At 66.2% G+C, this 21124-nt stretch carries 21 protein-coding genes; 8 read left to right on the top strand and 13 right to left on the bottom strand.

The genetic code is table 11. The annotated features are described in order from the left end of the window. Positions 1-42 precede the first annotated feature (42 nt). The 4 genes from dxr to rsmI form a co-directional block, all read right to left on the bottom strand. Positions 43-1131, bottom strand: a complete 1089-nt coding sequence (gene dxr / locus ACR0R4_RS08250; protein WP_433646867.1) for a 1-deoxy-D-xylulose-5-phosphate reductoisomerase — start codon at positions 1129-1131, stop codon at positions 43-45. 188 nt (positions 1132-1319) lie between these two features. Then, a complete protein-coding gene (locus tag ACR0R4_RS08245) occupies positions 1320-2303 on the bottom strand; it encodes an FKBP-type peptidyl-prolyl cis-trans isomerase (RefSeq protein ID WP_433646866.1) in 984 nt (327 codons plus the stop codon). A 133-nt stretch (positions 2304-2436) separates the two neighbouring features. Beyond that, positions 2437-2940 carry a hypothetical protein gene (locus ACR0R4_RS08240; protein WP_433646865.1) on the bottom strand — a complete coding sequence of 168 codons (504 nt, stop codon included), beginning with the start codon at positions 2938-2940 and terminating at the stop codon, positions 2437-2439. Between the two features lie 16 nt (positions 2941-2956). Then, positions 2957-3829, bottom strand: coding sequence for a 16S rRNA (cytidine(1402)-2'-O)-methyltransferase (gene rsmI / locus ACR0R4_RS08235; protein ID WP_433646864.1), 873 nt, complete (start codon positions 3827-3829; stop codon positions 2957-2959). 42 nt (positions 3830-3871) lie between these two features. On the opposite strand from rsmI, the gene ACR0R4_RS08230 reads away from it, so the two are divergent. The 4 genes from ACR0R4_RS08230 (at position 3872) to ACR0R4_RS08215 (ending at position 8173) form a co-directional block, all read left to right on the top strand. Next, on the top strand, positions 3872-5026 hold the full coding sequence (locus ACR0R4_RS08230) for a DsbA family protein (RefSeq protein WP_433646863.1): 1155 nt from the start codon (positions 3872-3874) through the stop codon (positions 5024-5026). An 82-nt stretch (positions 5027-5108) separates the two neighbouring features. After that, positions 5109-6407 (top strand): aminotransferase class V-fold PLP-dependent enzyme, encoded by a 1299-nt coding sequence (locus ACR0R4_RS08225; RefSeq protein WP_433646862.1) that lies wholly within the window; start codon positions 5109-5111, stop codon positions 6405-6407. Further along, positions 6404-6871 (top strand): Fe-S cluster assembly sulfur transfer protein SufU, encoded by a 468-nt coding sequence (gene sufU / locus ACR0R4_RS08220; protein WP_433646861.1) that lies wholly within the window; start codon positions 6404-6406, stop codon positions 6869-6871. The genes ACR0R4_RS08225 and sufU overlap by 4 nt, the downstream gene beginning before the upstream one ends. A 147-nt stretch (positions 6872-7018) precedes the next feature. Then, positions 7019-8173 carry a DUF4192 family protein gene (locus ACR0R4_RS08215; RefSeq protein WP_433646859.1) on the top strand — a complete coding sequence of 385 codons (1155 nt, stop codon included), beginning with the start codon at positions 7019-7021 and terminating at the stop codon, positions 8171-8173. Here the strand turns inward: ACR0R4_RS08215 and ACR0R4_RS08210 are convergent. From ACR0R4_RS08210 to ACR0R4_RS08190, 5 genes are read right to left on the bottom strand one after another with little or no spacing between them, the layout of a single operon-like run. After that, positions 8170-9387, bottom strand: coding sequence for a cysteine desulfurase family protein (locus ACR0R4_RS08210; RefSeq protein WP_433646858.1), 1218 nt, complete (start codon positions 9385-9387; stop codon positions 8170-8172). The genes ACR0R4_RS08215 and ACR0R4_RS08210 overlap by 4 nt on opposite strands. Then, complete coding sequence (gene nadC, locus ACR0R4_RS08205; protein ID WP_433646857.1) at positions 9387-10238, bottom strand: carboxylating nicotinate-nucleotide diphosphorylase; 852 nt, start codon at positions 10236-10238, stop codon at positions 9387-9389. The genes ACR0R4_RS08210 and nadC overlap by 1 nt, the downstream gene beginning before the upstream one ends. Further along, the gene (locus tag ACR0R4_RS08200) at positions 10232-11938 is read right to left on the bottom strand and encodes an L-aspartate oxidase (protein ID WP_433646856.1); all 1707 of its coding nucleotides are present in this window, start codon (positions 11936-11938) and stop codon (positions 10232-10234) included. The genes nadC and ACR0R4_RS08200 overlap by 7 nt, the downstream gene beginning before the upstream one ends. Next, positions 11935-13284, bottom strand: coding sequence for a quinolinate synthase NadA (gene nadA, locus ACR0R4_RS08195; protein ID WP_433646855.1), 1350 nt, complete (start codon positions 13282-13284; stop codon positions 11935-11937). Before nadA ends, ACR0R4_RS08200 begins: the two co-directional genes overlap by 4 nt. Next, a complete protein-coding gene (locus ACR0R4_RS08190) occupies positions 13281-14201 on the bottom strand; it encodes an NUDIX hydrolase (protein ID WP_433646854.1) in 921 nt (306 codons plus the stop codon). Before ACR0R4_RS08190 ends, nadA begins: the two co-directional genes overlap by 4 nt. A 324-nt stretch (positions 14202-14525) precedes the next feature. Here ACR0R4_RS08190 and ACR0R4_RS08185 point away from each other — a divergent pair, with 324 nt between their 5' ends. Then, positions 14526-14729, top strand: a complete 204-nt coding sequence (locus ACR0R4_RS08185; RefSeq protein WP_433646853.1) for a cold-shock protein — start codon at positions 14526-14528, stop codon at positions 14727-14729. Positions 14730-14847: 118 nt separating this feature from the next. On the opposite strand, the gene ACR0R4_RS08180 is transcribed toward ACR0R4_RS08185, so the two are convergent. Both ACR0R4_RS08180 and ACR0R4_RS08175 read right to left on the bottom strand, forming a co-directional pair. Next, complete coding sequence (locus tag ACR0R4_RS08180) at positions 14848-15258, bottom strand: fluoride efflux transporter FluC (RefSeq protein WP_433646852.1); 411 nt, start codon at positions 15256-15258, stop codon at positions 14848-14850. Then, on the bottom strand, positions 15251-15703 hold the full coding sequence (locus ACR0R4_RS08175) for a fluoride efflux transporter FluC (RefSeq protein ID WP_433646850.1): 453 nt from the start codon (positions 15701-15703) through the stop codon (positions 15251-15253). The genes ACR0R4_RS08180 and ACR0R4_RS08175 overlap by 8 nt, the downstream gene beginning before the upstream one ends. A gap of 197 nt (positions 15704-15900) precedes the next feature. Here ACR0R4_RS08175 and ACR0R4_RS08170 point away from each other — a divergent pair, with 197 nt between their 5' ends. After that, positions 15901-17409 carry a hypothetical protein gene (locus tag ACR0R4_RS08170; RefSeq protein WP_433646849.1) on the top strand — a complete coding sequence of 503 codons (1509 nt, stop codon included), beginning with the start codon at positions 15901-15903 and terminating at the stop codon, positions 17407-17409. A 76-nt stretch (positions 17410-17485) separates the two neighbouring features. Here the strand turns inward: ACR0R4_RS08170 and ACR0R4_RS08165 are convergent, their stop codons facing one another. Further along, a complete protein-coding gene (locus ACR0R4_RS08165) occupies positions 17486-18292 on the bottom strand; it encodes an SDR family NAD(P)-dependent oxidoreductase (protein WP_433646848.1) in 807 nt (268 codons plus the stop codon). Positions 18293-18405: 113 nt separating this feature from the next. Here ACR0R4_RS08165 and ACR0R4_RS08160 point away from each other — a divergent pair, with 113 nt between their 5' ends. Beyond that, positions 18406-18810, top strand: a complete 405-nt coding sequence (locus tag ACR0R4_RS08160) for an NUDIX hydrolase (protein WP_433646847.1) — start codon at positions 18406-18408, stop codon at positions 18808-18810. Positions 18811-18955: 145 nt separating this feature from the next. Then, positions 18956-20083, top strand: coding sequence for a fatty acid desaturase family protein (locus ACR0R4_RS08155; RefSeq protein ID WP_433646846.1), 1128 nt, complete (start codon positions 18956-18958; stop codon positions 20081-20083). A 39-nt stretch (positions 20084-20122) separates the two neighbouring features. Here the strand turns inward: ACR0R4_RS08155 and ACR0R4_RS08150 are convergent, their stop codons facing one another. After that, positions 20123-21046, bottom strand: a complete 924-nt coding sequence (locus ACR0R4_RS08150) for a DUF4349 domain-containing protein (protein WP_433646845.1) — start codon at positions 21044-21046, stop codon at positions 20123-20125. Positions 21047-21124 lie beyond the last annotated feature (78 nt).

Below are 21124 nucleotides of genomic sequence, written 5' to 3'. Positions count from 1 at the left end.
CGAGCATCAATTTCGGGAAAGTCGGACTGTGAGCGGAGTGGATCAGGCCGCGCGGGCCGCGATCACGCGTTGCGCCCGTTCGCGCGCCCATCGTTCGGCCTCAGCCAGCGCCTCGAGAGTCAGCACCTCGGGTGCGGTGTGCGCGTGCAACACCTCTTGTACCGTGTCGACGATGTCGGTGAACCCGATGCGCCCCTCGTGGAACGCGTCGACCGCCTCTTCGTTCGCAGCGTTGTACACGGCAGGGAAGGTCTTGCGGGCCCGCCCCACCTCCTTCGCGAGCTCGACCGCGGGGAAGGCCTCGGTGTCGAGCGGCTCGAAGTCCCACGATGTCGCGCGCGTCCAGTCGATGGGGGCGCCGACGCCGGCGATGCGCTTCGGCCAGTCGAGCCCGAGCGAAATCGGCAGCCGCATGTCTGGCGGCGACGCCTGCGCGATGGTCGAACCGTCGTGAAACTCGACCATCGAGTGCACGATCGACTGCGGGTGCACGACCACGTCGATGGCACCGTATGAGATTCCAAACAACAGGTGGGCCTCGATCACCTCGAGGCCCTTGTTGATGAGGGTCGCCGAGTTCGTCGTGACCACCCGACCCATGTTCCAGGTGGGGTGCGCGAGGGCCTCGGCGGGGGTGACGTCACGCAACTGCTCGCGGGTGCGCCCGCGAAACGGGCCGCCCGAGGCCGTGAGCACGAGTCGACGCACCTCGGAGGCCTCGCCCGAGCGAAGGGCCTGGGCAATGGCCGAGTGCTCGGAGTCGACGGGCACGATCTGACCGGGCGCGGCGAGCCCGGTCACCAGGTCGCCGCCCACGATCAGCGACTCCTTGTTTGCAAGCGCCAGGGTACGGCCGGCCTCAAGCGCTGCGATGGTCGGACCGAGCCCGATCGACCCGGTGATGCCATTCAGCACCACGTCTGCGGGAACCTCGCGCACGAGGGTCGCCGCCTCTTCCGCCCCCATCGCGGTGTGCTCGACGTGAAACTCGTCGGCCTGCTCGCGCACTCGCTCGTGCTGGGTGCCTGCAGCGAGACCCACCACCTGGAACCTGCCGGGGTTCGCGCGGATCACATCGAGCGCCTGCTCGCCGATCGAACCTGTGGACCCCAAAATGACGACGCGTCTCATGTCTCCATTCTGCCCGACTCAGGCGCCGGAGACGGAAGTGGGGGGGGGGGGGGGGGGTGGGGGGGCCCCCAGGCCCCCCCAAAAACTCCTGCTCACCAACACTCGCTTCCCCAGCCCGGGTGCGGAAAGGGGAGTGGGCGCCCGCCTCTCTTTCTCCCCCCCCCACGATCCACTCAGAAATATCTGGGCTAACCAGCGTGCACGGTACCCAGAATGTCGAGCACGAAGACCATCACATCTTCGGGCTCGTAGCCCTGCGAGACGAGCCAGTCGCTGCCGTAGCCGCCATCGTTCGCTGGCACCACCGCGATGACCTGCGAGCCGACGGTCTGGCCCTCGAGCGCGACCTTGAAGCCCTCGATGACCTCGGTGGTGAGGAAGCTCGTGGCCTCGCCGCGGCTCCAGCTCGAATCGAACTCTTCGCCCGTGCGCCAGATGATGCCACGGTAGTTCACATACACGCGGTCACCCGGCTGCACCTCTTCGCCGGTGCCCGTGATCAGCGTCGCTACCGACAACTCGGTCGGCGGTGCCACCCCCTCGGGCATGGTAATGATCGGCGAGCCGTCGGCATCGGCCGTGACCGTCGGGAAGCCCTCGGGTGCGTCTTTCGCTGCGCCATCGGGACCCTCGAGCAGGTCGCCGGGCTCAAGGGTACCTGGAGGGGTTGGTGCCTTTTCCATCAGGTCAAGCACCAATACGATGGTGCCTCCGGCCTCCATGCCGAAGCTTGCTTCGTTGCCCTCGCCCACGATGTCGGCCACGGGCGACACTGCAACCACGCGATCGCCGATCGCCGAGCAGTTCAGGGAGTCAGCGACCCACGGGGCCATCGTCTCGGCGGAATTCTGCATCTGCGCGGATTCGGTGGAAATCACTTCTCCGGTGTCGCCGTTGATCGCAGTGAGGCTCGTGACGACGAGTTCGTCGGCCTCGATCTTCTCTCCGTCGCCCTTCTCGAGCACGGAACGCTCGAACTCGGTCGCCGCAATCGGCGTCTCCGAGGTGAGCGTGACATCTTCGCCGAAATCCCCCTCAACGGTGATGGCCTTACTGACGCTACCCTCGGGGGCGCAATTCACATCGGTGCCGGCGGAGCAGCCAGTCACAAGCAGGGTACCCACGAGAGTCGCGGGCAGGATGGCGGCGGCCAGGGCACGGGAGCGCTTCACTAATTCCTCATTCACTGTGGGGTCGCGGATGCCACCCGTATGGTCACCTTGATTGTCTCGCACGCAAGTTAGAGGTGTCTGAGGGTGAGCCGTGAGGCGCGCGCGGCGGCTCAGTCGCCGATCCCCCAAATTGTCATCTTTCGTTTGCCGAAGCGTCACCCGCAGCGGTCACTGCCTCGCTTGCGACGCGGCGCACAGCTTTCCCCGCTTGGAGCGCGACGACGAGCAGCAGCACCAGCGTCACTAGATCGCAGGCAATGTACGCGTAGTGCCAGAGCGACTGCCCGGGGTCCGCGCCTGCAAGCACCAAGTCGGTGCGAGCGTTGAGCGGCGGGCGAACGATGGCCACTTTGAAGAGAAACACGAGGGCCAGCGCGAGCCACCACCACACCCGGTCACGAGAGACACGGGCGACCCTGGGCCAGAATGTCACGATCGTGAGCATCACCAGCAGCACCGCCTCAGTGATGTTGAGCGCGGCAAAGACGAGCCTGCCGATGCCCAGGCCGAGTGGAATCGTGATGCCCTCGGCCTGGAACTTCAGCGGCGCCTCGATGAACGAAATCGCGACGATCAGGCCGATCCACAGCACCGGCAGCGCGTGCCGCCACATCTCGAGCCGCAGCTTCGTCTCCATGGTCTTACTCCTTCTCTCACCGGCGTGGGGGCAAGCTGGCGGGTTCGTCCTGCTTCGTCACAACGTGTGTTGTGGATCTCGCGGCGAGCGCCGCGGCGTAGAGTTCGCGGGCGGAGAGGCCCGTGGCCTCCGCGACCTCTCGCGTGGCATCCTTCAACCGGTCGCCAGCGGCCACCCGCACCTGCACCTCGGCGAGTGCGTTCTCGGGCGAGGGAGCGACCTCGGGTGCACCGGCCACCACGAGCACGATTTCGCCGCGAACCCCCGCCGATGCCCACTCGGCCAGTTCGCCGAGGCCGCCGCGGCGCACCTCCTCGTACAGCTTTGTGAGTTCACGGCACACGGCTGCCGGGCGCTCGGCACCAAACGCTTCTGCCGCGGCCGCGAGGGTCTCGGCGATGCGACTGGGGGCCTCAAAAAACACGAGTGTGCGACGCTCGGCGGCAAGCGCACGCAGCGCGCGCGACCGGTCGCCCGCCTTGCGCGGCAGGAAGCCTTCGAATGCGAACCGATCGGTCGGCAGCCCAGAGACGGCGAGCGCGGTGATCACCGCGCTCGGGCCCGGGATCGCGCTCACCTGCACACCTCGCTCCGCGGCGAGTTGCACGACCCGAAACCCGGGGTCTGAAACGGTCGGCATACCCGCATCGCTCACGAGAAGCACCTCTTCGGTGGCCGCGCGATCCACCAATGTAGCCGCGCGATCACGCTCGTTGTGGTCATGCAGGGCGATGAGCTCGGGCCGTGCGTCAATGCCGAGCAGACGCAGCAGCTGGGCGGTGTGCCGGGTGTCCTCCGCGGCGATCACGTCCGCCGAGGCGAGCGCCTCCCGCAGCCGAGTCGACGCGTCGCCGAGATTTCCGATGGGTGTCGCGGCGAGCCAGAGCATGCTCCCATGCTACGCCCGAGGCGTCCTGCCAGAATGAGAGGCATGAGCGACCCGCAGCCCCCGATTCAGCCCGAGCAGCCACAGCAACCGCAGGCGACCCCGCAATCCCCCTCGCCGCAGTGGATCCCGGTGCCACCGCCGAACCCATACGCGCAGGCGGGCGGCGGACGTCCGGGCAAGGGGCTTGGCATCGCATCCATGGCGGTCGGGCTCGTCGCACTCCTCACCGCACTGACTGCCGCAGCGTATTTTGCGCCCGCCGCACTCATCGGCGGCTTCCTCGGTCTCATCGCGCTGGTGCTCGGCATCATCGCGCTGGTGAAGAAACAGCGGCCTGTGGGCACGTGGATCACGGGCCTCGCGGCCGGCGCCCTGGCGATGCTGCTGGGCCTGGTGATCGGCGCGCTCGGTGTCGGCGCGATGGCGCTGCAGGCGTTCAGCGCCTCGCCGGGCGTTGCGGAGGATTCGCAAGGCCCGGGCCCCGAGTCGAGCCCAGGGGAGGCTGAGACGCAGCCCGCGCTCATCGAATGGCCCGCAAACATGGCGACCGGCGGCATCATCTTCGGCGAATTTCTGGAACCGGTGGCGTCGGCCCCGCTCGAGCCGGGCGAGGCACCCGCCGCCAGCGAGGTGGATCGCGGCAGCGGGGTGCTCGATATTCGGTTGTATGTCGACTACCGCTGCCCCTACTGCGGCATCTTCGAGCAGACGAACGGCCCGATGCTGTCTGAACTCGTACACGGCGGGGCCGCGACCCTCGAGTTGGTGCCGTTGACGTTTCTCGACAAGCTCTCCGAGGGCAGCTACTACTCGTCGCGCGCCTCGGCGGCCGTTGCCTGCGTGGTCGACGGTCAGCCCGAGTCTGCATGGGCGGCACATTCCACCCTGCTGGCACCCGAGGTCCAGCCCGCCGAGGGCGGCCCTGGCCACACCAACGAGGAGCTCTTCGCGATCCTCGATGGCAGCACCGGTGGCCTGAATACTTCGGTCGAAGACTGCATCACGACCGAGCGTTTCGTTCCGTTTTCTCAGGCACTCAACAGTTGGGTGTTCTCCACCCCGGTGCCGCACGCGGAGAACCCGCAGCTGCAGGTCACTGCGACGCCCTTCGTCGTGGTGAATGGCATCCCATACCCAGGCAACCCTGACGATGCGCTTGCGTTCACCGAGTTCCTCTCGGAGATCGCAGGGTATTAAACCTAGGCGCCGCCTGCACAGGCTTCGCTCTGGGCGCAACCTGATGGGGGTGCCGCAACAGGCAAGGTGGGAGAATGGGAGCATGCAGCCCTCACTCACTCCCGACGAAGTGGATCAGCTGCGCGCAGCGTTCCCGTACTTCGCCAACCCTCCACTGGTAGGGGGCAAGCCCGTCGCCTACCTTGACTCGGGTGCAACCTCGCAACGCCCGACTGCGGTGTTGGATGCCGAGCGTCACTTCCTCGAGACGGCAAATGCCCCGGTGCACCGCGGTACCTACCAGGCCGTCGGCACCGCAACCGAGTACTTCGAGGGTGCCCGCGCGAAGGTTGCGGATTTTGTGGGGGCTCACACCCCCGAGCAGATTGTGTGGGCCGAGAACGCGACCGATGCACTGAACATCGTGGCCCTCGGAATTGGCGAGGCGAACGCGGGCCTCGGGGTCGCAGGGTCGGACCGCTTCCTGCTCGGCCCGGGCGATGAGATTCTCGTCACCGAGGCGGAGCACCACGCGAACCTCATCCCGTGGCAGCGGCTCGCGGCAAAGACCGGCGCCTCGTTTCGCTACATTCCCGCTGATGAAACTGGCACCTGGTCGCTCGACGACGCGCGCGCGGCAATCAATGCCCGCACGCGCATATTCGCCTTCGCGCACGTATCGAATGTCACCGGCTATGTCGCTCCGGTGGCAGAACTCGCCCAGATGGCGCGCGCGGTCGGCGCGATCACAGTGTTGGATGCGTGCCAGTCGGTGCCGCACATCCCCGTGAATTTGGCTGAGCTGGGTGTCGACTTCGCCGCATTTTCCGGGCACAAGATGCTCGGCCCGAACGGTATCGGCGTGCTTTACGGCACCCCCGAGATGCTCGCGGCCCTTCCCCCGGCCCGAACTGGTGGATCTATCATCACCAAGGTCACCATGGAGGGTGCCGAGTTCATGCCGCCGCCCCTGAGATTTGAGGCAGGCACACAGCCTGTGTCGCAGGTGGTGGGCCTCGGGGCCGCCGTCGACTTTCTGCAGCAGGCGGACATGCGCCGATCCGCTGCACACGAGCATGAACTCGTGGAGCGCCTCGTTGCCGGCATTCTCGAGTTGCCCGGCGTGCGCCTGCTTGGCCCGCAGGGCATGACTGATCGCGTCGCCCTTGCCGCGGTCTCGATCGAGGGCTTGCACGCACACGATGTGGGCCAGTTCCTCGATGAACAGGGCGTGCTCGTGCGCGTCGGCCATCACTGCGCGCAGCCACTCCATCGCGCCCTCGGCCTCGCATCGAGCACGCGGGCGAGCGTGCATCTAACCACCACTGAGGACGAGGTAGATCGTTTCCTCGACGCGATCCGCGGCGCGCAGCGGTACTTCGGCTTGGAGGTGTCGGCGTGAGCGCGCTCGACGGACTGTATCAAGAACTCATTCTCGACCACTCGAAACGCCCCATCGGCAAGGGCGAGCTTGAGGCCCCAGCGGGAACCCTGACCGCAGCTCACCACGAGTTCAATCCGAGCTGCGGCGACGAACTCACGTTGAGCATCGCGGTCGACCCTGCAACGGGCAAGATCGAGAAGCTCGCCTGGGAGGGAGCGGGCTGCAGCATCTCGATGGCCTCGGTGTCGATTTTGGCCCAGCTGGTGCGAGACGAGAGTCTCACGATGGCCGAGGCGCAAACTCGCGTCGATGCCTTTCGCGAGATGATCCAATCTCGCGGGGAGATCGAGCCCGACGAGGATCTGCTGGGCGACGCGATCGCGCTGCAGGGGGTCGCCAAGTTCGTGATGCGCGTGAAGTGCGCCATGCTCGGCTGGGTCGCGCTGGAGGCCGACATGCGCCAGATTGAGGCCGCCGGGTAGCTCTCCGGCAGTGACCGGGCGCGTTTGGGTGGATCGTGTTCGCGCCATTCGGCGCTCACACTCCGTCGCACCCGGTGATTTCCCTGGCGGCAGCACAACCCTGGGGATAACCGTTCGTGCCTCGCCAATCTCGGCGAGCATCGGAACATGACGCTCACGACACCACCCGAAATCTCCCCCACCGGCGACCTCACGGTACTGCGCTGCTCCGGCACCGCAGATTTCCTCGCGGCGCTGCCATTCCTCACCGGGTTCACCGCGCACGACAGCCTCTTCCTGGTGCTCTTTGAGGGCCGTCGCGCCGGCCGCGCCATTCGCGTCGACCTGCCGCCCAGCGATAGCCCAAGCGACACCGGCCTCCTCCTTGATGCCATCTGCTCGTTAATGCGAGAGACCGGCGCCGGATTCGACGGGCCCGCCCTCGTGATCACCTGCGAACGCACATTTGCCGAGTCGGGCGATGCTCCGTGGCGCCGATTCGCGAAGCGGCTCGAGCGACGGTTCGTGCGGGAGGGCTGGTGGCTGCGCGAGCTCGCCTGCATCGCCCCCGACGGTTGGGCGGCCTACCGCGACCCGTCGACGCCCCGTCGCGGGCGCCCGCTCAGCGAGATCAGGACGAGTCCGATCACGAAAGAGGGCGAGGCGCTCGGCGGCCCGCACGGGCCCCTCGACACGATCGGCGAGCTACCACTGCCAGAGCCCGCTCTCGCCTCGGAGGTCGCGGGCGAGCTGGCTGGCGCGGGTACCCTTGATGAACTCGACTGGGTGCACCGCACGATGGAGTGCGCGCGCGTCATCCTGCAGGAGCAGGAGACTTCGAACGATCCGGTGGCGTTGGCTCAGTTCATCGGGAGCGCCCAGCGCCCCGCGCCTTGGCTGCTTCTCGCATTCTCGGCAATCACTCGCCCAGAGTTCGTGTTCGAGCTCGCGGCGACGGTCGGGGCCGAACGGTTTGAGGAATTTGCCATAGATTTCGAGCCTGCAGCATCCGAGGCAGGCCGACGGGGCTGGTCAATTCGTGGGCTGCTCGCCTCGACCGCCGAAGAAGCGCCCGACCAACAGAAGCTGCGCCAAGCCATCGCTGCGGTTTCGCACTGCACCGCGCACGCTCCGGTGGATCAGCGGCCCGCCCTTCTCGCGCTCCTCGCCTGGGCTTGGTGGATGCTCGGCATGCAAACCGTCGCGGAGCGCCTCGTCACTCAAGCGCTCGAGATCCATGCGGGCCACGAGCTTGCTTCGATGGTGCAGAGACTGAACCGGTCGGTTCCTGCGTGGCATCTGAACCGCGGAGCGGCGCGCTAACGAGCCGGCAGCTCCCCGCGTCGCATTCCCGCGGCAGCCGTAACCTCCTGCGCGAGCACCCGCACGAGTCGCTCGAGCAATGTAGCACCGCCGTCACCGCCGTCACCGATGATCGGCTCGGGCAGGGTGAAACGAATCGCGGTCTGTGCGATTTCGGGCGTGTATCCCATCGCAAGAAGCGTGGGCGAGGGCTCGTCTTTTCCGGCCGCGCAGGCTGAGCCGGACGACGCGGCGATCCCTGCCGCGTCCAGTGCGACGAGCAGCGATTCTCCGCTGACCCCGCGCACCACGAACGACGCGTGGCCCGGCAGCCGCTCGCTGGGATGCCCGGTCAGATCCGCTCCCGGCACCTCCGCGAGCACCCGCGCGATCAGCGCATCACGGCTGATCGTCAGCGCGAGCGCACGCGTTCCCACCTCCCGAACGGTGGCGGTCACCGCGGCCGCGAAGCCCGCAATTGCGGCCACGTTCTCGGTGCCCGAGCGCGCGCCGCCCTCCTGTCCGCCGCCGTGCAGCACGGGTTCCAGCGCGAGGTGGCGGCGCACGAGCAGCGCTCCCGCACCCTGGGGCCCACCAAACTTGTGGGCCGCCACGGTCAGCGAATCAACGCTCGCTCCAGGCCACCCACCCGCAGCGAATGACACCGGTAGCGTCGCCGCGGCCTGCACCGCGTCGGTGTGCATGATCGCGCCCCTGCTTCGCACCGACTCACCGATTTCCACGACCGGCTGTACCGTGCCGATCTCGCCGTTGGCGAGCCCCACGCTCACGAGCGTGGTGTCGTCACGCAGCACCGATGCAACGTCGGCGGGATCCACCACGCCATCCGCATCAACTGGAACCAGGCTCAGTTCGAAGCCGTGCACACGTTCAAGGAAGCGGCAGCTCTCGATGACCGAGGGGTGTTCGATCGGGGTCGTGACCAGGTGGCGACCCCGAGGGTTCGCCAGGGCCAGCCCGATGATCGCGAGGTTATTGGCCTCCGTGCCCCCCGAGGTGAAAATCACCTCCGCGGGCCTCGCGCCCAGTGCGCTTGCGATCCGCTTGCGGCACCCTTCCACGATCTCTCGCGCCCGAAACCCCGACTGGTGCACGCTCGAGGGATTCGCCTGCTCGCCAGCGAGCACCGCGATCATCGCGTCACGCGCCTCCGCCCGCATTGGCGCGGTGGCTGCGGCATCGAGGTATCCCGATGACCCGCCTGCGTCACTCATCAGGAGATCGCATCAAGGCCGAGGTCGAGTGCCGTCGCCCCGTGGGTGAGCTTACCGACCGCAATCACGTCCACTCCGGTGCGGGCGATGGCGCCGACGGATTCGAGTGTCACACCCCCGCTCGCCTCGCAAATCGCACCCCCCGCGACGATCCGCACACCCTCGACGAGCTCATCAACCGAGAAATTGTCGAGCAGCACGCCCGTTACCCCCGCGGCAAGTACGGGTTCGAGCTGCTCGATGCGATCCACCTCGACGATGATCGAAACGGTATGCCCGGCCCGCTCGCGCAGGCCCCGCAACGCCGCAGTAATGGCCGCCCCGTCCATCGCGCCGAGCGCCGCCAGATGGTTGTCTTTCACCATGATGGCGTCTGAGAGCCCGAACCGATGGTTCGATCCGCCACCCGCGCGTACCGCGTGCTTCTCCAACGCACGCAGCCCGGGTGTGGTCTTTCTCGTGTCCGCGATGCGCGCGCGCGTCCCCGCCACCTCGGCGACAAACTGCGACGTCAGGGTCGCGATGCCGCTCATGCGCTGGCTGAAGTTCAGGGCAACACGCTCGGCGGTCAGGATTCCCCGCGCCGGACCCGTGATTCGAGCGAGCGCCTCCCCCGCACCGAAGACGTGCCCCTCAGCGACCAACTCGCTGACCGATATCTCGGCATCTACCTGCCGGAACGCCTCAACGACGAGAGGCCCACCGGCAAAGACCCCGGGCTCTCGCGCCGCGAGCACCACGTCGAGCCGCGCCTCTTGCGGGATCGTCAGTTCGACGGTCAGGTCACCCCATGGCGCATCTTCGGCGAGCGCCCGACGCACCGAGTCGGAAACAATTTGCGGGGTCAACATGCGGCGAGGCTCCTCAATGGTGTGGCGAATTGCGCACGGTGGTCGTCCCCCGCGCTTCGGTGCGGTGTGGATCGCGCCACCCACCCCTGGCGAACTGCCTGGGCGGGGTCGGTGGCGGGGTGATCCGCGCGCTGGTGCGCGCCGCGCGATTCCGTGCGGGACGCCGCAGACTGGGCGACCATGGTTGCCAGTTGCGCGGCGTGCCCGGGTAACGAGGCACAGTCGCGACGCACCGCGTCAATCCCGGTCGCGTCCCGTTCGATTCCGAGCCCCGCGGCGACCGCGGCCGAGACCGCTGACAGTTCCGAAACGGCTGCGATCTGTGAGTTCGGGCCGCGCGCATCTGCCCCGGTCGGAGCCAGATCCCACGATGGGTCGGCTACGGTAACCGGGACCTCCTCGAACACAGAGGCAGCCGCAGAAAGCTCGGCGAGCATGCCCGTGTCGTTTGCCCAGGAACCCGCACCTGACCCCCCGGCGTCGAGGTAGTCGGCCGCCGCGCGCCCCGCGCGAGCGCCGAAGACGAGACCCTCGAGCAGGGAGTTTGATGCGAGGCGATTCGCCCCGTGCACCCCGGTGGAAGCGACCTCCCCCGCGGCAAACAGGCCCGGCACTGTGGTCCGGGCTTCGAGATCGGTCGCGACCCCACCCATCGTGTAGTGAGCCGCCGGGGCCACGGGCACCGGTTCGCGGGTCCAATCGAACCCCTGCGCGCGGGTTGCCGCGGTAATACTCGGAAAGCGGCGCGCGAGGGTACCGCTCCCGCCCGCCACTTCGATGCCGGTCGCGTCGAGCCACACGGCGTCTTCCCCCCGTTGACGCAGCACGCGGTGCATGGTGCGGGCCACCACGTCGCGCGGGGCCAACTCCGCGGCGGCATGCACTGCGGTCATGAACCGTTCACCACTGCCATCGCGCAGCACCGCGCCCGCACCCCGCACCGCCTCCGAGATTAGGAAGCCGGTGCCCGCGAGCACGGTGGGGTGGAACTGGACGAACTCCAGGTCGGCAACCACGGCTCCAGCGTGCGCGGCTTGTACGATGCCCTCGCCGCGCGCCCCCGCGTGGTTGCTCGTGCGCGGGTAGAGCGCCGCGTAGCCTCCGGTCGCGAGCACCACGGCGCCCGCACGAACGGTCACCCTGTGCCCGGCCGCATCGCGCAGCACTGCGCCACTCACCGCACCCGAGTCGGTAAGAAGCGAATCCAGAGAGGTGCGCTCGGTCAGCCGGATCAGGCCGCGCCGAACGAATTCCAGTACCTCTCGCGCGAGGAAGGCGTGTAGCGCGGCCCCCGTGCGATCCTCGCCGGCGTGCACGATCCGGGCGCGTCGGTGCGCGGCTTCGAGCCCCAGCGACAGCCGACCGCTCGCGTCTCGATCGGCGGGGAAGCCGCCCGCGAGCATTGCACGCATCGCTTCGGCGCCCTCTGCGGTGAGCACGTGAGCGGCGCGCGGATCCACCAGGCCAGCGCCGGCGGCGACCGTGTCAGCGGCGTGATCTGCAGCCGTATCGTCTTCTCCGACGGCCGCGGCAATGCCACCCTGCGCCATCGCGGTGTTGCCTCCGGCGAGCGCGGCGAGGCCCGCATCCGCGGAAGGCCGCAACACCCCGGGTGTCACCAGCGTGGCTTCGACCCCGGCCCGGGCCGCCGCGATCGCGCAGCTCAACCCCGCGACACCTGCTCCGACGATGAGCATCATGGCCGGGCCGCAAGCATCCGCTCGAGTGCGACCCTCGAATCCGTGGCAACCTCGTCAGCGACCCGAATCTGGTTGGGCACTTCACCCGCAAGCAGCGATTCGAGGGTCCACGCAAGGTAGGCGGGGTGGATCCGGTACATCGTGGAGCACGGGCACACGACCGGATCCAGGCAGAAGATCGTGAGCTCGGGATGCTGCTGCTGCAGACGGTTCACCAGGTTGATCTCGGTGCCGACAGCAAACACGGAGCCCGGGGCGGCAGATTCGATCTCACGCCTGATGTATTCGGTGGATCCGCTCCCGTCCGCCGCCTCCACGACCGCCGCCGGGCACTCTGGGTGCACGATCACGCGCACGCCAGGGTAGTCGGCCCGGGCCTGCTCAATCTGATTCACCGTGAAGCGCTTGTGCACCGAGCAGAAACCGTTCCACAAGATCACCCGTGCATCGCGCAGCTCTTCGGCAGTGTTGCCACCGAGCGGGAGGTGAGGTCGCCACAGCGGCATTTCTGCCTCGGTGATGCCCATCGCCTTCGCGGTGTTGCGCCCGAGATGCTGATCGGGGAAGAACACGACGCGCTGACCACGAGCGAAAGCCCACTCCAGCACGGTGCGAGCGTTCGACGAGGTGCACACGATGCCACCGTTGCGGCCGCAAAAAGCCTTGATCGCGGCCGAAGAGTTCATGTACGTCACGGGGATCACCGACGCAAGCCCGTCTTCGCGCGCCTCGGGTTCCAGCACCGACATCAACTGATCCCAGCAGCTTTCGACCTGATCAATGGTGGCCATGTCGGCCATCGAGCAGCCGGCCGCGAGGTTCGGAAGCACCACGGCCTGTTCTGGGCCCGAAAGAATATCGGCGGTCTCGGCCATGAAATGCACACCGCAGAACACGAATGCTTCGGCCTCGGGGTGGTCTTTCGCGGCCTGCGCCAGCATAAACGAGTCACCCACGAAATCTGCGTACTTGACGATCTCATCGCGCTGGTAGAAGTGGCCGAGAATCTGCACGCGTTTCCCGAGCTGCGCCTTCGCATCGCGGATCCACTGGTCGAGTTCGGCATCACTCGCCTGTGTGTATCGGGCGGGCAGCGGGCCCTGCCTGGGTGCGTCCCCGGGAACCGGGTCGGCGGTAGATGCCCCGGGGCCGTACCCGGGCGCGCGGTCGATGGCCCAAGGATCACGGACGAGATCGGTGTCGCAGCTCGAGAGCCCCGTCGACTGCAGCACAATGGGGCGCCGGTGCGCGGGCGCGGAAACGGGAGCGGGAGCGGGAACGGCACGCTCAGCCTGCGCCGCTTCGGTCTCTGCCGCCTGGCGAATGAGTTCGGCAACGCTGGTCATGCGGATTTCCTTTGTTCGGAGGTGAATGCGAGCGGTCTTGCGCCGACATCTGGAGCCCCTGGATCGCTGCGGAAGCGGTACAGGCGCGCGGGCCGATGCCCCGTGCCTGTAGTGGTCTCGCCGGTGTCGATGAGGTTGCCCTGCGCGAGGGCTTGCCTGCGAAAATTCGCCGGGTCAACCGGTTCGCCCAGTATTGCCTCGTGCACCACGCGCAGCTGCGCAAGCGTGAAGGTTGGCCCGAGAAAACGATGCGCGAGCGCCGAGTACTCGGTCTTGCTGCGCAGGCGCCACAGCGCGGTGGCAACAATGTCGGCGTGATCAAAGGCAAGCTCAGGCAACCGGTCGGCCGAGAACCAGGCGACGTTTCGGTCGGCATCCAGCGAATCGGCAGACGCCAGCGTGGCCTGCGTCGTGCGTTGCTGCAATCGCTCGGCGCTCGTTTGCGGTGGCTGTGGCGGCTCTGGGTCGTCCCAGCGGCGAGTGGATCCGTGCCCCGGCGCCGCCGTGGCACGCTCCGGGAGGCTGGGCACCTGGGCAAGTTCCCGCTCACCGTACAACGCCCAGTAGGCAATCGTCACCAACCGCTGCGCCTGCGCAGATCGCTCAATCTCACCAAAGGAGTACAGCTGCTCCAGGTACCCCGGGGCCCGGTGCACGGCGGCATGCAGGGTGCGCAGTGCGGTGTCAACGAGAGCCTCATCCCACGGGATCGGACCGCCAGGAAGCGCCCAGATTCCTTCAAACGGCGGGCGCGTTCTCCGCACGAGCGGGATCCAGAGCGTCACCGCCGTGTCAACAGGCTCGCGGGAATCCTTCCGCGCCTCAGCGGGCGGAGTCAGCGCGAAGGCCACGCTCGAGACCGCAACGGCCGGAGGCAGGAAGCGGCGCTCATTCGCACTCGCACGTGAGAATTCCACGCCCACTCCTTATGTCTCTCGGCGATGATCACCGGCGATGGTCTGCACGCAGGTCTCGCCAATCTCGACTTATGGTCAATCTGACTATAAGTAAGCGTACGCCGTTATTGGCGAATGTCAAAAAGCCCGTGTCGCTCCACCTCTCGGCAACCCCAGGCAAGTTCACGGAAACTCGGCAGTGACACGGGGCCCTTCATGGGCTACAGTTGTGTGCATCGTGAAATCGCGTATCTGTCGCGAACTTGCGCCAAGCTCCACGTCGGCGCCGTCGCCGTGGCACCCGGGTCAGAAAATCGGCCCACAAATGAAATAAGGAAATACAGCATGGCCACTGGCACTGTGAAATGGTTCAACTCCGAAAAGGGCTTCGGCTTCATCGCTCCCGATGACGGGTCCGCCGACGTGTTCGCGCACTTCAGCGCGATCTCCGGCAACGGCCGCCGCGATCTCTTCGAAGAGCAGCGCGTCGAATTCGACACCGAGCAGGGCCAAAAGGGCCTGCAGGCAACCAACATCCGCGCGCTCTAAATCGCACGCTTTGTAACACCGCGAACGCCCGATCCACTCAGTGGATCGGGCGTTCGCCATGTGTGCGGTCAGTGATGAATTCGCACCCAGACTTTCAGCGTCTGATTCGGGCCCCGACTCAGACGCTCAGGAAGACAAAGGCCCCGATCCACCAGCCGAGCGCAGCCGCAACCGTTGCCGCGAGCAACTGACCAAATCCAGTCGCCAGCGCAGCTTTCCACTGGCCGCGTTGGAGCAGCGTGACCGTCTCGAAGCTGGCCGTGCTCAACGTAGTGAATCCGCCCAAGAACCCGATGCCCAGCGCCCAGGTCCACGCTTCGGGAAGCGCGCCTCTGATGGCAAAGCCCGCCACAATACCAATGGCGAGTGAACCCCCAACGTTAACCACGAGCGTGCCCCACGGCAGCCGCGGGCTACGCGCGGACCGGACCGCGCGAGACATCACGGACGCGTCAAGCACGAAGCGGCAGACCGCACCTACCCCGCCCAGTAATGCGGTGATCGTCACCAGCCAGAACAGGTCAGGCATTCGACGCCCCCTCGGAAATATCGGGATCAGTGGCAGGGTCGCTCGGTCCGCGACGAGCTGCGCCAATGGAGATCCCCAACAAGGTTGCTGCGGCACTCACGATCACTGTGCCGAGACCGTACAGTGATGCACCCAGCACATCGCCCGCATGGATCAGTGCGAGGATGCCCTCACTGAGCGCGCTGTACGTCGTGAACGCACCGAGCGCTCCGGTTCCCAGGAGGAGTCGAAGCTTCAGCCAGCCTCCCACTGAAAGCCCCCGGCTGATGAGCGCCTGGAGAAGCACGCCCAGCAGGAAGGCTCCCAGCACATTGATACCCATTACGGCCCATGGGAAACCGTGAGTGGCCGGGAACCAGTGGAGGATCAGCGCGCGGGCTCCAGTGCCTGCAGCGCCCCCCAGGAACACCCACAGCAGACTGCTCGGTCGCAGTGTTATGGGCATGGTGTGAGTATATATTCTCTCCGACTTTTTAGAGGTTACTGACAAGCTGAGCGATGATTTGCTGTGCGTAGCGCAGCGAGAACGCAAAGCGATTTCCCAGCTGGGTCGCATGCCCAACAATCAGAGCCACGTCTGCGTCCGCAGGGCGTGCGCTCCCAATGGAGGGGGCACACGCGGCCCAAGCAATGGAGTCCTCAATGTCGAGCACTGACACACCTGTCCACACTCACGGAGCGGGAATGCGCATCACCGTCGTGGTACTCAGCCTCCTCCTGATCGCGATGACCGCGCTCTTCTTCGTCACACATTCGACGGTCGCGGGCGGTGCGGGGCAGCTTGCCAGAGGCACGGTGCAGGCCAACGACGGAGCGGCGACGCTCGCCGCTGGCGCAGCACGCCTTGAGGCAGGAGCCTCTGACCTCGCCGCTGGCGCCGAGCGCCTCAACACCGGTGCCACGTCGGCGAACGCTGGCGCAAGCCGCGTCGCTGCGGGAGCTACCTCGGCCGCCGATGGGGCCGCACGGCTCCTCACTGGGGCGGGCACCCTGAACACCGGGGCCGGCACCGCTGCGATCGGAGCAGAAACGCTCGCGAACGGTGCAAACTCGGCCGCTGCGGGTGCGGGCACCCTCGCGGGTGGGGCCAGCACGGCAGCCGCAGGCGCACAGTCGCTCGCCGCAGGTGCGACTGAGCTCGCGACCAAGCTCGCTGCGGGTATACCTGCCGCTAGCCAAGCCAAGCAGGACATTGTGGGCTTCGGGGCGCAGACCGTTGCCCTGGGTCAGGGCGCGGCTCAGGTAGATGCCGGCATTCAGCAGGTTCATGCAGGTCTCGGGAGCGCGCAGAGTCTCTCGAGCACCCTCCTGAACGTCCCGGGCCAGCCCGCAACCAACGTCGACGCGAGCGTCAGCAAGATCGCCACCATGATCGGAACAATCAACCACCCGCTACTTGATGATGCTTCCAAGTTGGCCGCGTTGGAGGGAATCCTCAATGACCCCGCATTCCAGACGCAAGTGGTGACGCTCAATGCCACCATTCAATCGCTTCGGGCCGGCACGGCTCCGTCGAGCACTCTCGGAGGAGGAGCTGCCCTGGTGTCCACTGGCGCTGGCACTCTCGCCACCAAGGGTCCCGCGATTGAAGCGGGAATCACGTCGCTCGCCAATGGCATCATCTCGGGCAGCGATGGTGCGAGTCGCGTCTCTGCAGGCGCCTCGAGTCTTGCTGCCGGCACCAACCAACTCGCAACTGGGGCGGCAAGCCTTTCGGCTGGGACCGGAACGCTCGCAGCGGGCGCCGCAAACCTCGCTGCGGGTAACTCGCGTCTCGCTGCTGGCGCCTCAGAGTTGAACACCGGTGCGACCACACTGGCCGAAGGGACCGGTACGTTGCGCGACGGTGCCGCGAGCCTGGCAGACGGCACCGACACGCTGAGCGGGGGTACGAGCGATCTCTTGGAGGGGGCGACGACACTCAAAGACGGCACCGGAGAACTTTCCGAGGGTGCCACCACCCTGGCGGACGGCAGCACACAAGTCAACGAGGGCGCGGGCACTCTCGCCGAGGCGACCGCCGGCATCGGGCCGACGATCTTGCCATGGGTCGCGGGGATCGTATTCGCGGGCCTCATCGCCGTGGGGTTCTGGGTGGGGCACCGAGTGTCTCACCGAAACCACCTGGCGAAGCGCGGGGTCGCGCTCTAGCACGATCGGCACAGATGGGTGAGGGGTGGGCCGACATTGTCTGCCCACCCCTCACCCATCGATCCACCCGGAAGAATTAGCCGAGCAGGTCACCCATTTGCTTGGCGATCGTCTCGGCTGCCTTCTTGGGGCTCAGCCGCGCGAGCTTGTCCATGATCGCCGCATCCTTACCGATCGTGGCGCGGAACTTGCCCTTCTCAATGGCCTCTTCAACAATGACTCGTCCCGCCTCAGACGGGGCCGTCGTCTTGTGCGTGGATTCTGCGGCCGATTCGGCACCGCTTCCGATGCGCACACCCGAGTTCTGAGCGATATTTGTGCCGATCGCGCCCGGGAACACGACGGAGACCGCCACGTCCGTGTCCATGAGTTCTGCGTACAGGGCCTCGGAGAGCAGCCTGACAGCCGCCTTGGACGCGCCGTAGACGGCCTGACCGGGCACCGGCGCGTAGGCACCCATGCTCGAAATATTCACCAGCGACGCTTCGGGCCGTTCAACAAGCACAGGCAGGAACGCCTTCACCATGTTGATGACACCCCAGAAGTTCACGTTCATGACCTTTTCGATCTCGCTGAAGGGGAGGTCGATCACACGAACGAACTGCTGGATCACGCCGGCGATGTTGATCAGCCCATCGACCTGCCCATGCGCTTCTTGAACTACCGCGGGGAGCGCAGCTGTGGCGTCACGGTCGGTGATATTCACCGCGTGCGTGGTGAAGTGGGCACCGGCGTTTGCAAGTTTTGCGGTTTCCGCGAGCCCCTGTTCATTGAGGTCTATCCCGGCGACCCGGGCGCCCTTCGCGAGTAACTGCAGGGTGACCTCGCGACCAATACCGTTCCCGGCCCCCGTCACAACGAAAACTTTGCCTTGTACGTTCACTGATGTGCTCCCCGCTCTCTCGGCACCGACTGTGGAGGGTGCGCCTGTGCCTGATTCTCTCGCACGCACACCCTCACTCGAACAAATTTGTCGCCGCCGCTAGGTTGGGGGTCATGCAGGTTATTCAGGTTAGCGCTGTCGTCATGCGCGATCCCCTCGGATGTGTGCTCAATGTGCGCAAGCGGGGCACCACGATGTTGATGCTTCCCGGTGGCAAGCCCGAGCAAACCGAGAACCCGGCGGAGACCGCGATCCGGGAGTTCCAGGAGGAGCTCGGGGTCACCCTCAACAGCGAGCTACTTACACCGCTCGGCGAATTCCGGGCCGATGCCGCGAACGAGCCGGGCCATACTCTTGTCGCGCACGTGTTCGAGCACCCCTTCGTCGCCGGGGTTCACGCCAGTGCCGAAATTGAGTATCTCGAGTGGATCCACCCCTCCGCCATACGAGCAGATCTTGCACCGCTCACGATCGACTGTGTATTTCCAGCGCTTTTGGAGCAATCCGCACATTTTTGACCGCCGCGCGATGGGTACATACTGCGAAGGTGCTGAGTTCCTCACTACATACAGCCCTGCGTATGCTTCCCCCTCTAGCCTGAGAGGAAGCGATCGGCATCTGCCTTTGGCTGTAAGACAAGCGCACCGTCACACGGTTCGCCGAATGCCAAGGATGTTCAGTATCTCTGTTACTCAGGTCACCACGCTTTCAAATCTCGGACCCTTGCGCCAGACCTATTCGCGCACCGAGGACTTCCCCAAAATGGCCCGCGCATACTCGCAGGTCTCACAGACGGTCAAGGAAAGCGGCCTGCTGCGCCGCGCACCGTTGTTCTACGCCATGGTCGGCACCCTGATCGCGCTCGGCTTCGGCGGGGCGATTACCGGCTTCATCCTGCTCGGTGACAGCTGGTTCCAGCTCCTCATCGCCGCAGCGTTCGGATTGCTCTTCACCCAGGTCGCCTTCATCACGCACGAGGCTGCGCACCGTCAGGTACTCGCAAAGGTCACTGCGAATGATCGTCTGGCTCGCCTGCTGGCCGGGTTCGTCGGGCTGAGCTACTCGTGGTGGGACTCGAAGCACAGTCGCCACCACTCCAACCCGAACGTGGTGGGCAAAGATCCCGACATCGACGTCGACACGATCTCATTTGTGCAGGAGGACGCGGCGAAGTCGCGCGGCCTGGTACGCATGATTACCCGCAAGCAGGGCTGGTTGTTCTTCCCGCTGCTCACCCTTGAGGGCGCGAACCTGCATTTCCAGAGCATCAAGTACCTGGTCTCCCGCGAGCCGATCAAACGTCGCTGGACCGAGCTCGGTCTGATCACACTCCGCTTCGCGCTGTACCTGACGCCGCTCTTCATGTTCTTGCCGATCGGCATGGCCTTCGCGTTCCTGGGTGTACAGCTTGCCGTCTTCGGCGTGTACATGGGAGCTTCCTTCGCTCCGAACCACAAAGGGATGCCGATCCTTGAGCGCGATATTCGCATTGACTTCTTCACGAAGCAGGTGCGCACCTCGCGAAACATCTCCGGCGGCTGGTGGGCAACCTGGCTGATGGGTGGCCTCAATTACCAGATCGAGCACCACCTGTTCCCCAACATGCCTCGTCCGCACCTCGCGAAGGCACGCGAGATCGTGCGTGAGTACTGCGAGACTATGAACGTGCCCTACACCGAGACCACACTGCTTCGCTCCTACGCGATCGTGATCGACTACTTGAACCGCGTCGGGCTTGCAGCACGCGACCCGTTCGAGTGCCCGATCACCGCGGAGTACCGCCGCGGCTAACCCGAGATGCGAGGAGCCGGCAGCCTGAGCGCTGTTCGGCTACTCGATCGGTGCAGCTGGGCTCGCAGGCGGGGCCGCCGGCACCTGCTCCGTGTGACTGGCGTGAAGTGTGTGCCGCTTCCGCCCGAGTCGCACGAGCCACAGCACGAGCAGTACGATGGCGGCGACCAGAATCGTCCACGGCAGCAAGACACCGAAGAGCACCAGCGCCGCGGCACCCGCTTTGAGAAGCGAATCAAGACCGGCAACGAGACCTTCCCAGAAGTTGGACGGCCCACCCGGCAGCACGCTCTCGGTCTCGAGCGAGATCCAGATGCTCGAATAGCTGACCTGACTCTCGAGTGATTGCAGCTGAGCGCGCAGCGAGTCGAGCTCTTGCTGACGCTGCGACAGCGCAGCCTCCGCCTCGATGAGTTCGCCAGTAGTCGCGGCACCCGACATCAGTTCCGTGAGCCGATCCACTGAACCCTGTAGCGCATCAACGCGAGCCTCAAGGTCGACGTATTGCAGTGTGATGTCCGTCGCCGATCGGCTTTGGTTCACCACCTCACCCACCTCACCGAGCGCGTCGAATGCCGCGTCAAACTCGTCGGCCGGCACCCGAATTGAAAGGGTTGCGCGGGCCCGCGAGTCTTCGCCGGCCTCGCTGACAGTCTGCGAATCGACGTACCCACCGAGACGCTCGGCGAGGTCGCGCACCTCCTCCGCTGCGCCAGTGGGGTCGTCGACCACCAGGGTCGCATCCCCCGAGTGGATCACCTGCTGCCCCACGCGCTGCGCTTCTGTGGCCTGATCCGCCATCTCAGCGCTCTCGGGCGAAATGGCGACGCCCTCAGAACTGCGCGTGGACTGGTCGAGGCTGGCCGCGGAATCGGACCCGGCAAGCCCGCTGGTGCACGCGGAGAGCGGCACGACGAGAAGCGCGGCGGCAAGGAGGGCGACAAGCGAGCGACGTGGGTGCATACTCGAAGAGTAATGCCCCGGGCCCACATCCGGGCCGGAATGATACCCAGTGGTTATCTTTGGCGCGCTGCCTCACTG

The sequence above is a fragment of the Leucobacter fengyongliangi genome (assembly GCF_050971685.1).
Taxonomy (GTDB): domain Bacteria; phylum Actinomycetota; class Actinomycetes; order Actinomycetales; family Microbacteriaceae; genus Leucobacter.
Note: the sequence above shows the minus strand (reverse complement) of the source record. Positions and strands in the feature narration are given on the sequence as shown.

What these genes read in the sequence shown, in the direction of transcription:
- dxr (WP_433646867.1), bottom strand. Translation starts at nt 1,131, where the DNA reads ATGAGACGCGTCGTCATTTTGGGGTCCACAGGTTCGATCGGCGAGCAG.
- ACR0R4_RS08240 (WP_433646865.1), bottom strand. Translation starts at nt 2,940, where the DNA reads ATGGAGACGAAGCTGCGGCTCGAGATGTGGCGGCACGCGCTGCCGGTG.
- rsmI (WP_433646864.1), bottom strand. Translation starts at nt 3,829, where the DNA reads ATGCTCTGGCTCGCCGCGACACCCATCGGAAATCTCGGCGACGCGTCG.
- ACR0R4_RS08230 (WP_433646863.1), top strand. Translation starts at nt 3,872, where the DNA reads ATGAGCGACCCGCAGCCCCCGATTCAGCCCGAGCAGCCACAGCAACCG.
- ACR0R4_RS08225 (WP_433646862.1), top strand. Translation starts at nt 5,109, where the DNA reads ATGCAGCCCTCACTCACTCCCGACGAAGTGGATCAGCTGCGCGCAGCG.
- ACR0R4_RS08215 (WP_433646859.1), top strand. Translation starts at nt 7,019, where the DNA reads ATGACGCTCACGACACCACCCGAAATCTCCCCCACCGGCGACCTCACG.
- ACR0R4_RS08210 (WP_433646858.1), bottom strand. Translation starts at nt 9,387, where the DNA reads ATGAGTGACGCAGGCGGGTCATCGGGATACCTCGATGCCGCAGCCACC.
- nadC (WP_433646857.1), bottom strand. Translation starts at nt 10,238, where the DNA reads ATGTTGACCCCGCAAATTGTTTCCGACTCGGTGCGTCGGGCGCTCGCC.
- ACR0R4_RS08200 (WP_433646856.1), bottom strand. Translation starts at nt 11,938, where the DNA reads ATGATGCTCATCGTCGGAGCAGGTGTCGCGGGGTTGAGCTGCGCGATC.
- nadA (WP_433646855.1), bottom strand. Translation starts at nt 13,284, where the DNA reads ATGACCAGCGTTGCCGAACTCATTCGCCAGGCGGCAGAGACCGAAGCG.
- ACR0R4_RS08185 (WP_433646853.1), top strand. Translation starts at nt 14,526, where the DNA reads ATGGCCACTGGCACTGTGAAATGGTTCAACTCCGAAAAGGGCTTCGGC.
- ACR0R4_RS08180 (WP_433646852.1), bottom strand. Translation starts at nt 15,258, where the DNA reads ATGCCTGACCTGTTCTGGCTGGTGACGATCACCGCATTACTGGGCGGG.
- ACR0R4_RS08175 (WP_433646850.1), bottom strand. Translation starts at nt 15,703, where the DNA reads ATGCCCATAACACTGCGACCGAGCAGTCTGCTGTGGGTGTTCCTGGGG.
- ACR0R4_RS08170 (WP_433646849.1), top strand. Translation starts at nt 15,901, where the DNA reads ATGTCGAGCACTGACACACCTGTCCACACTCACGGAGCGGGAATGCGC.
- ACR0R4_RS08160 (WP_433646847.1), top strand. Translation starts at nt 18,406, where the DNA reads ATGCAGGTTATTCAGGTTAGCGCTGTCGTCATGCGCGATCCCCTCGGA.
- ACR0R4_RS08155 (WP_433646846.1), top strand. Translation starts at nt 18,956, where the DNA reads ATGCCAAGGATGTTCAGTATCTCTGTTACTCAGGTCACCACGCTTTCA.
- ACR0R4_RS08150 (WP_433646845.1), bottom strand. Translation starts at nt 21,046, where the DNA reads ATGCACCCACGTCGCTCGCTTGTCGCCCTCCTTGCCGCCGCGCTTCTC.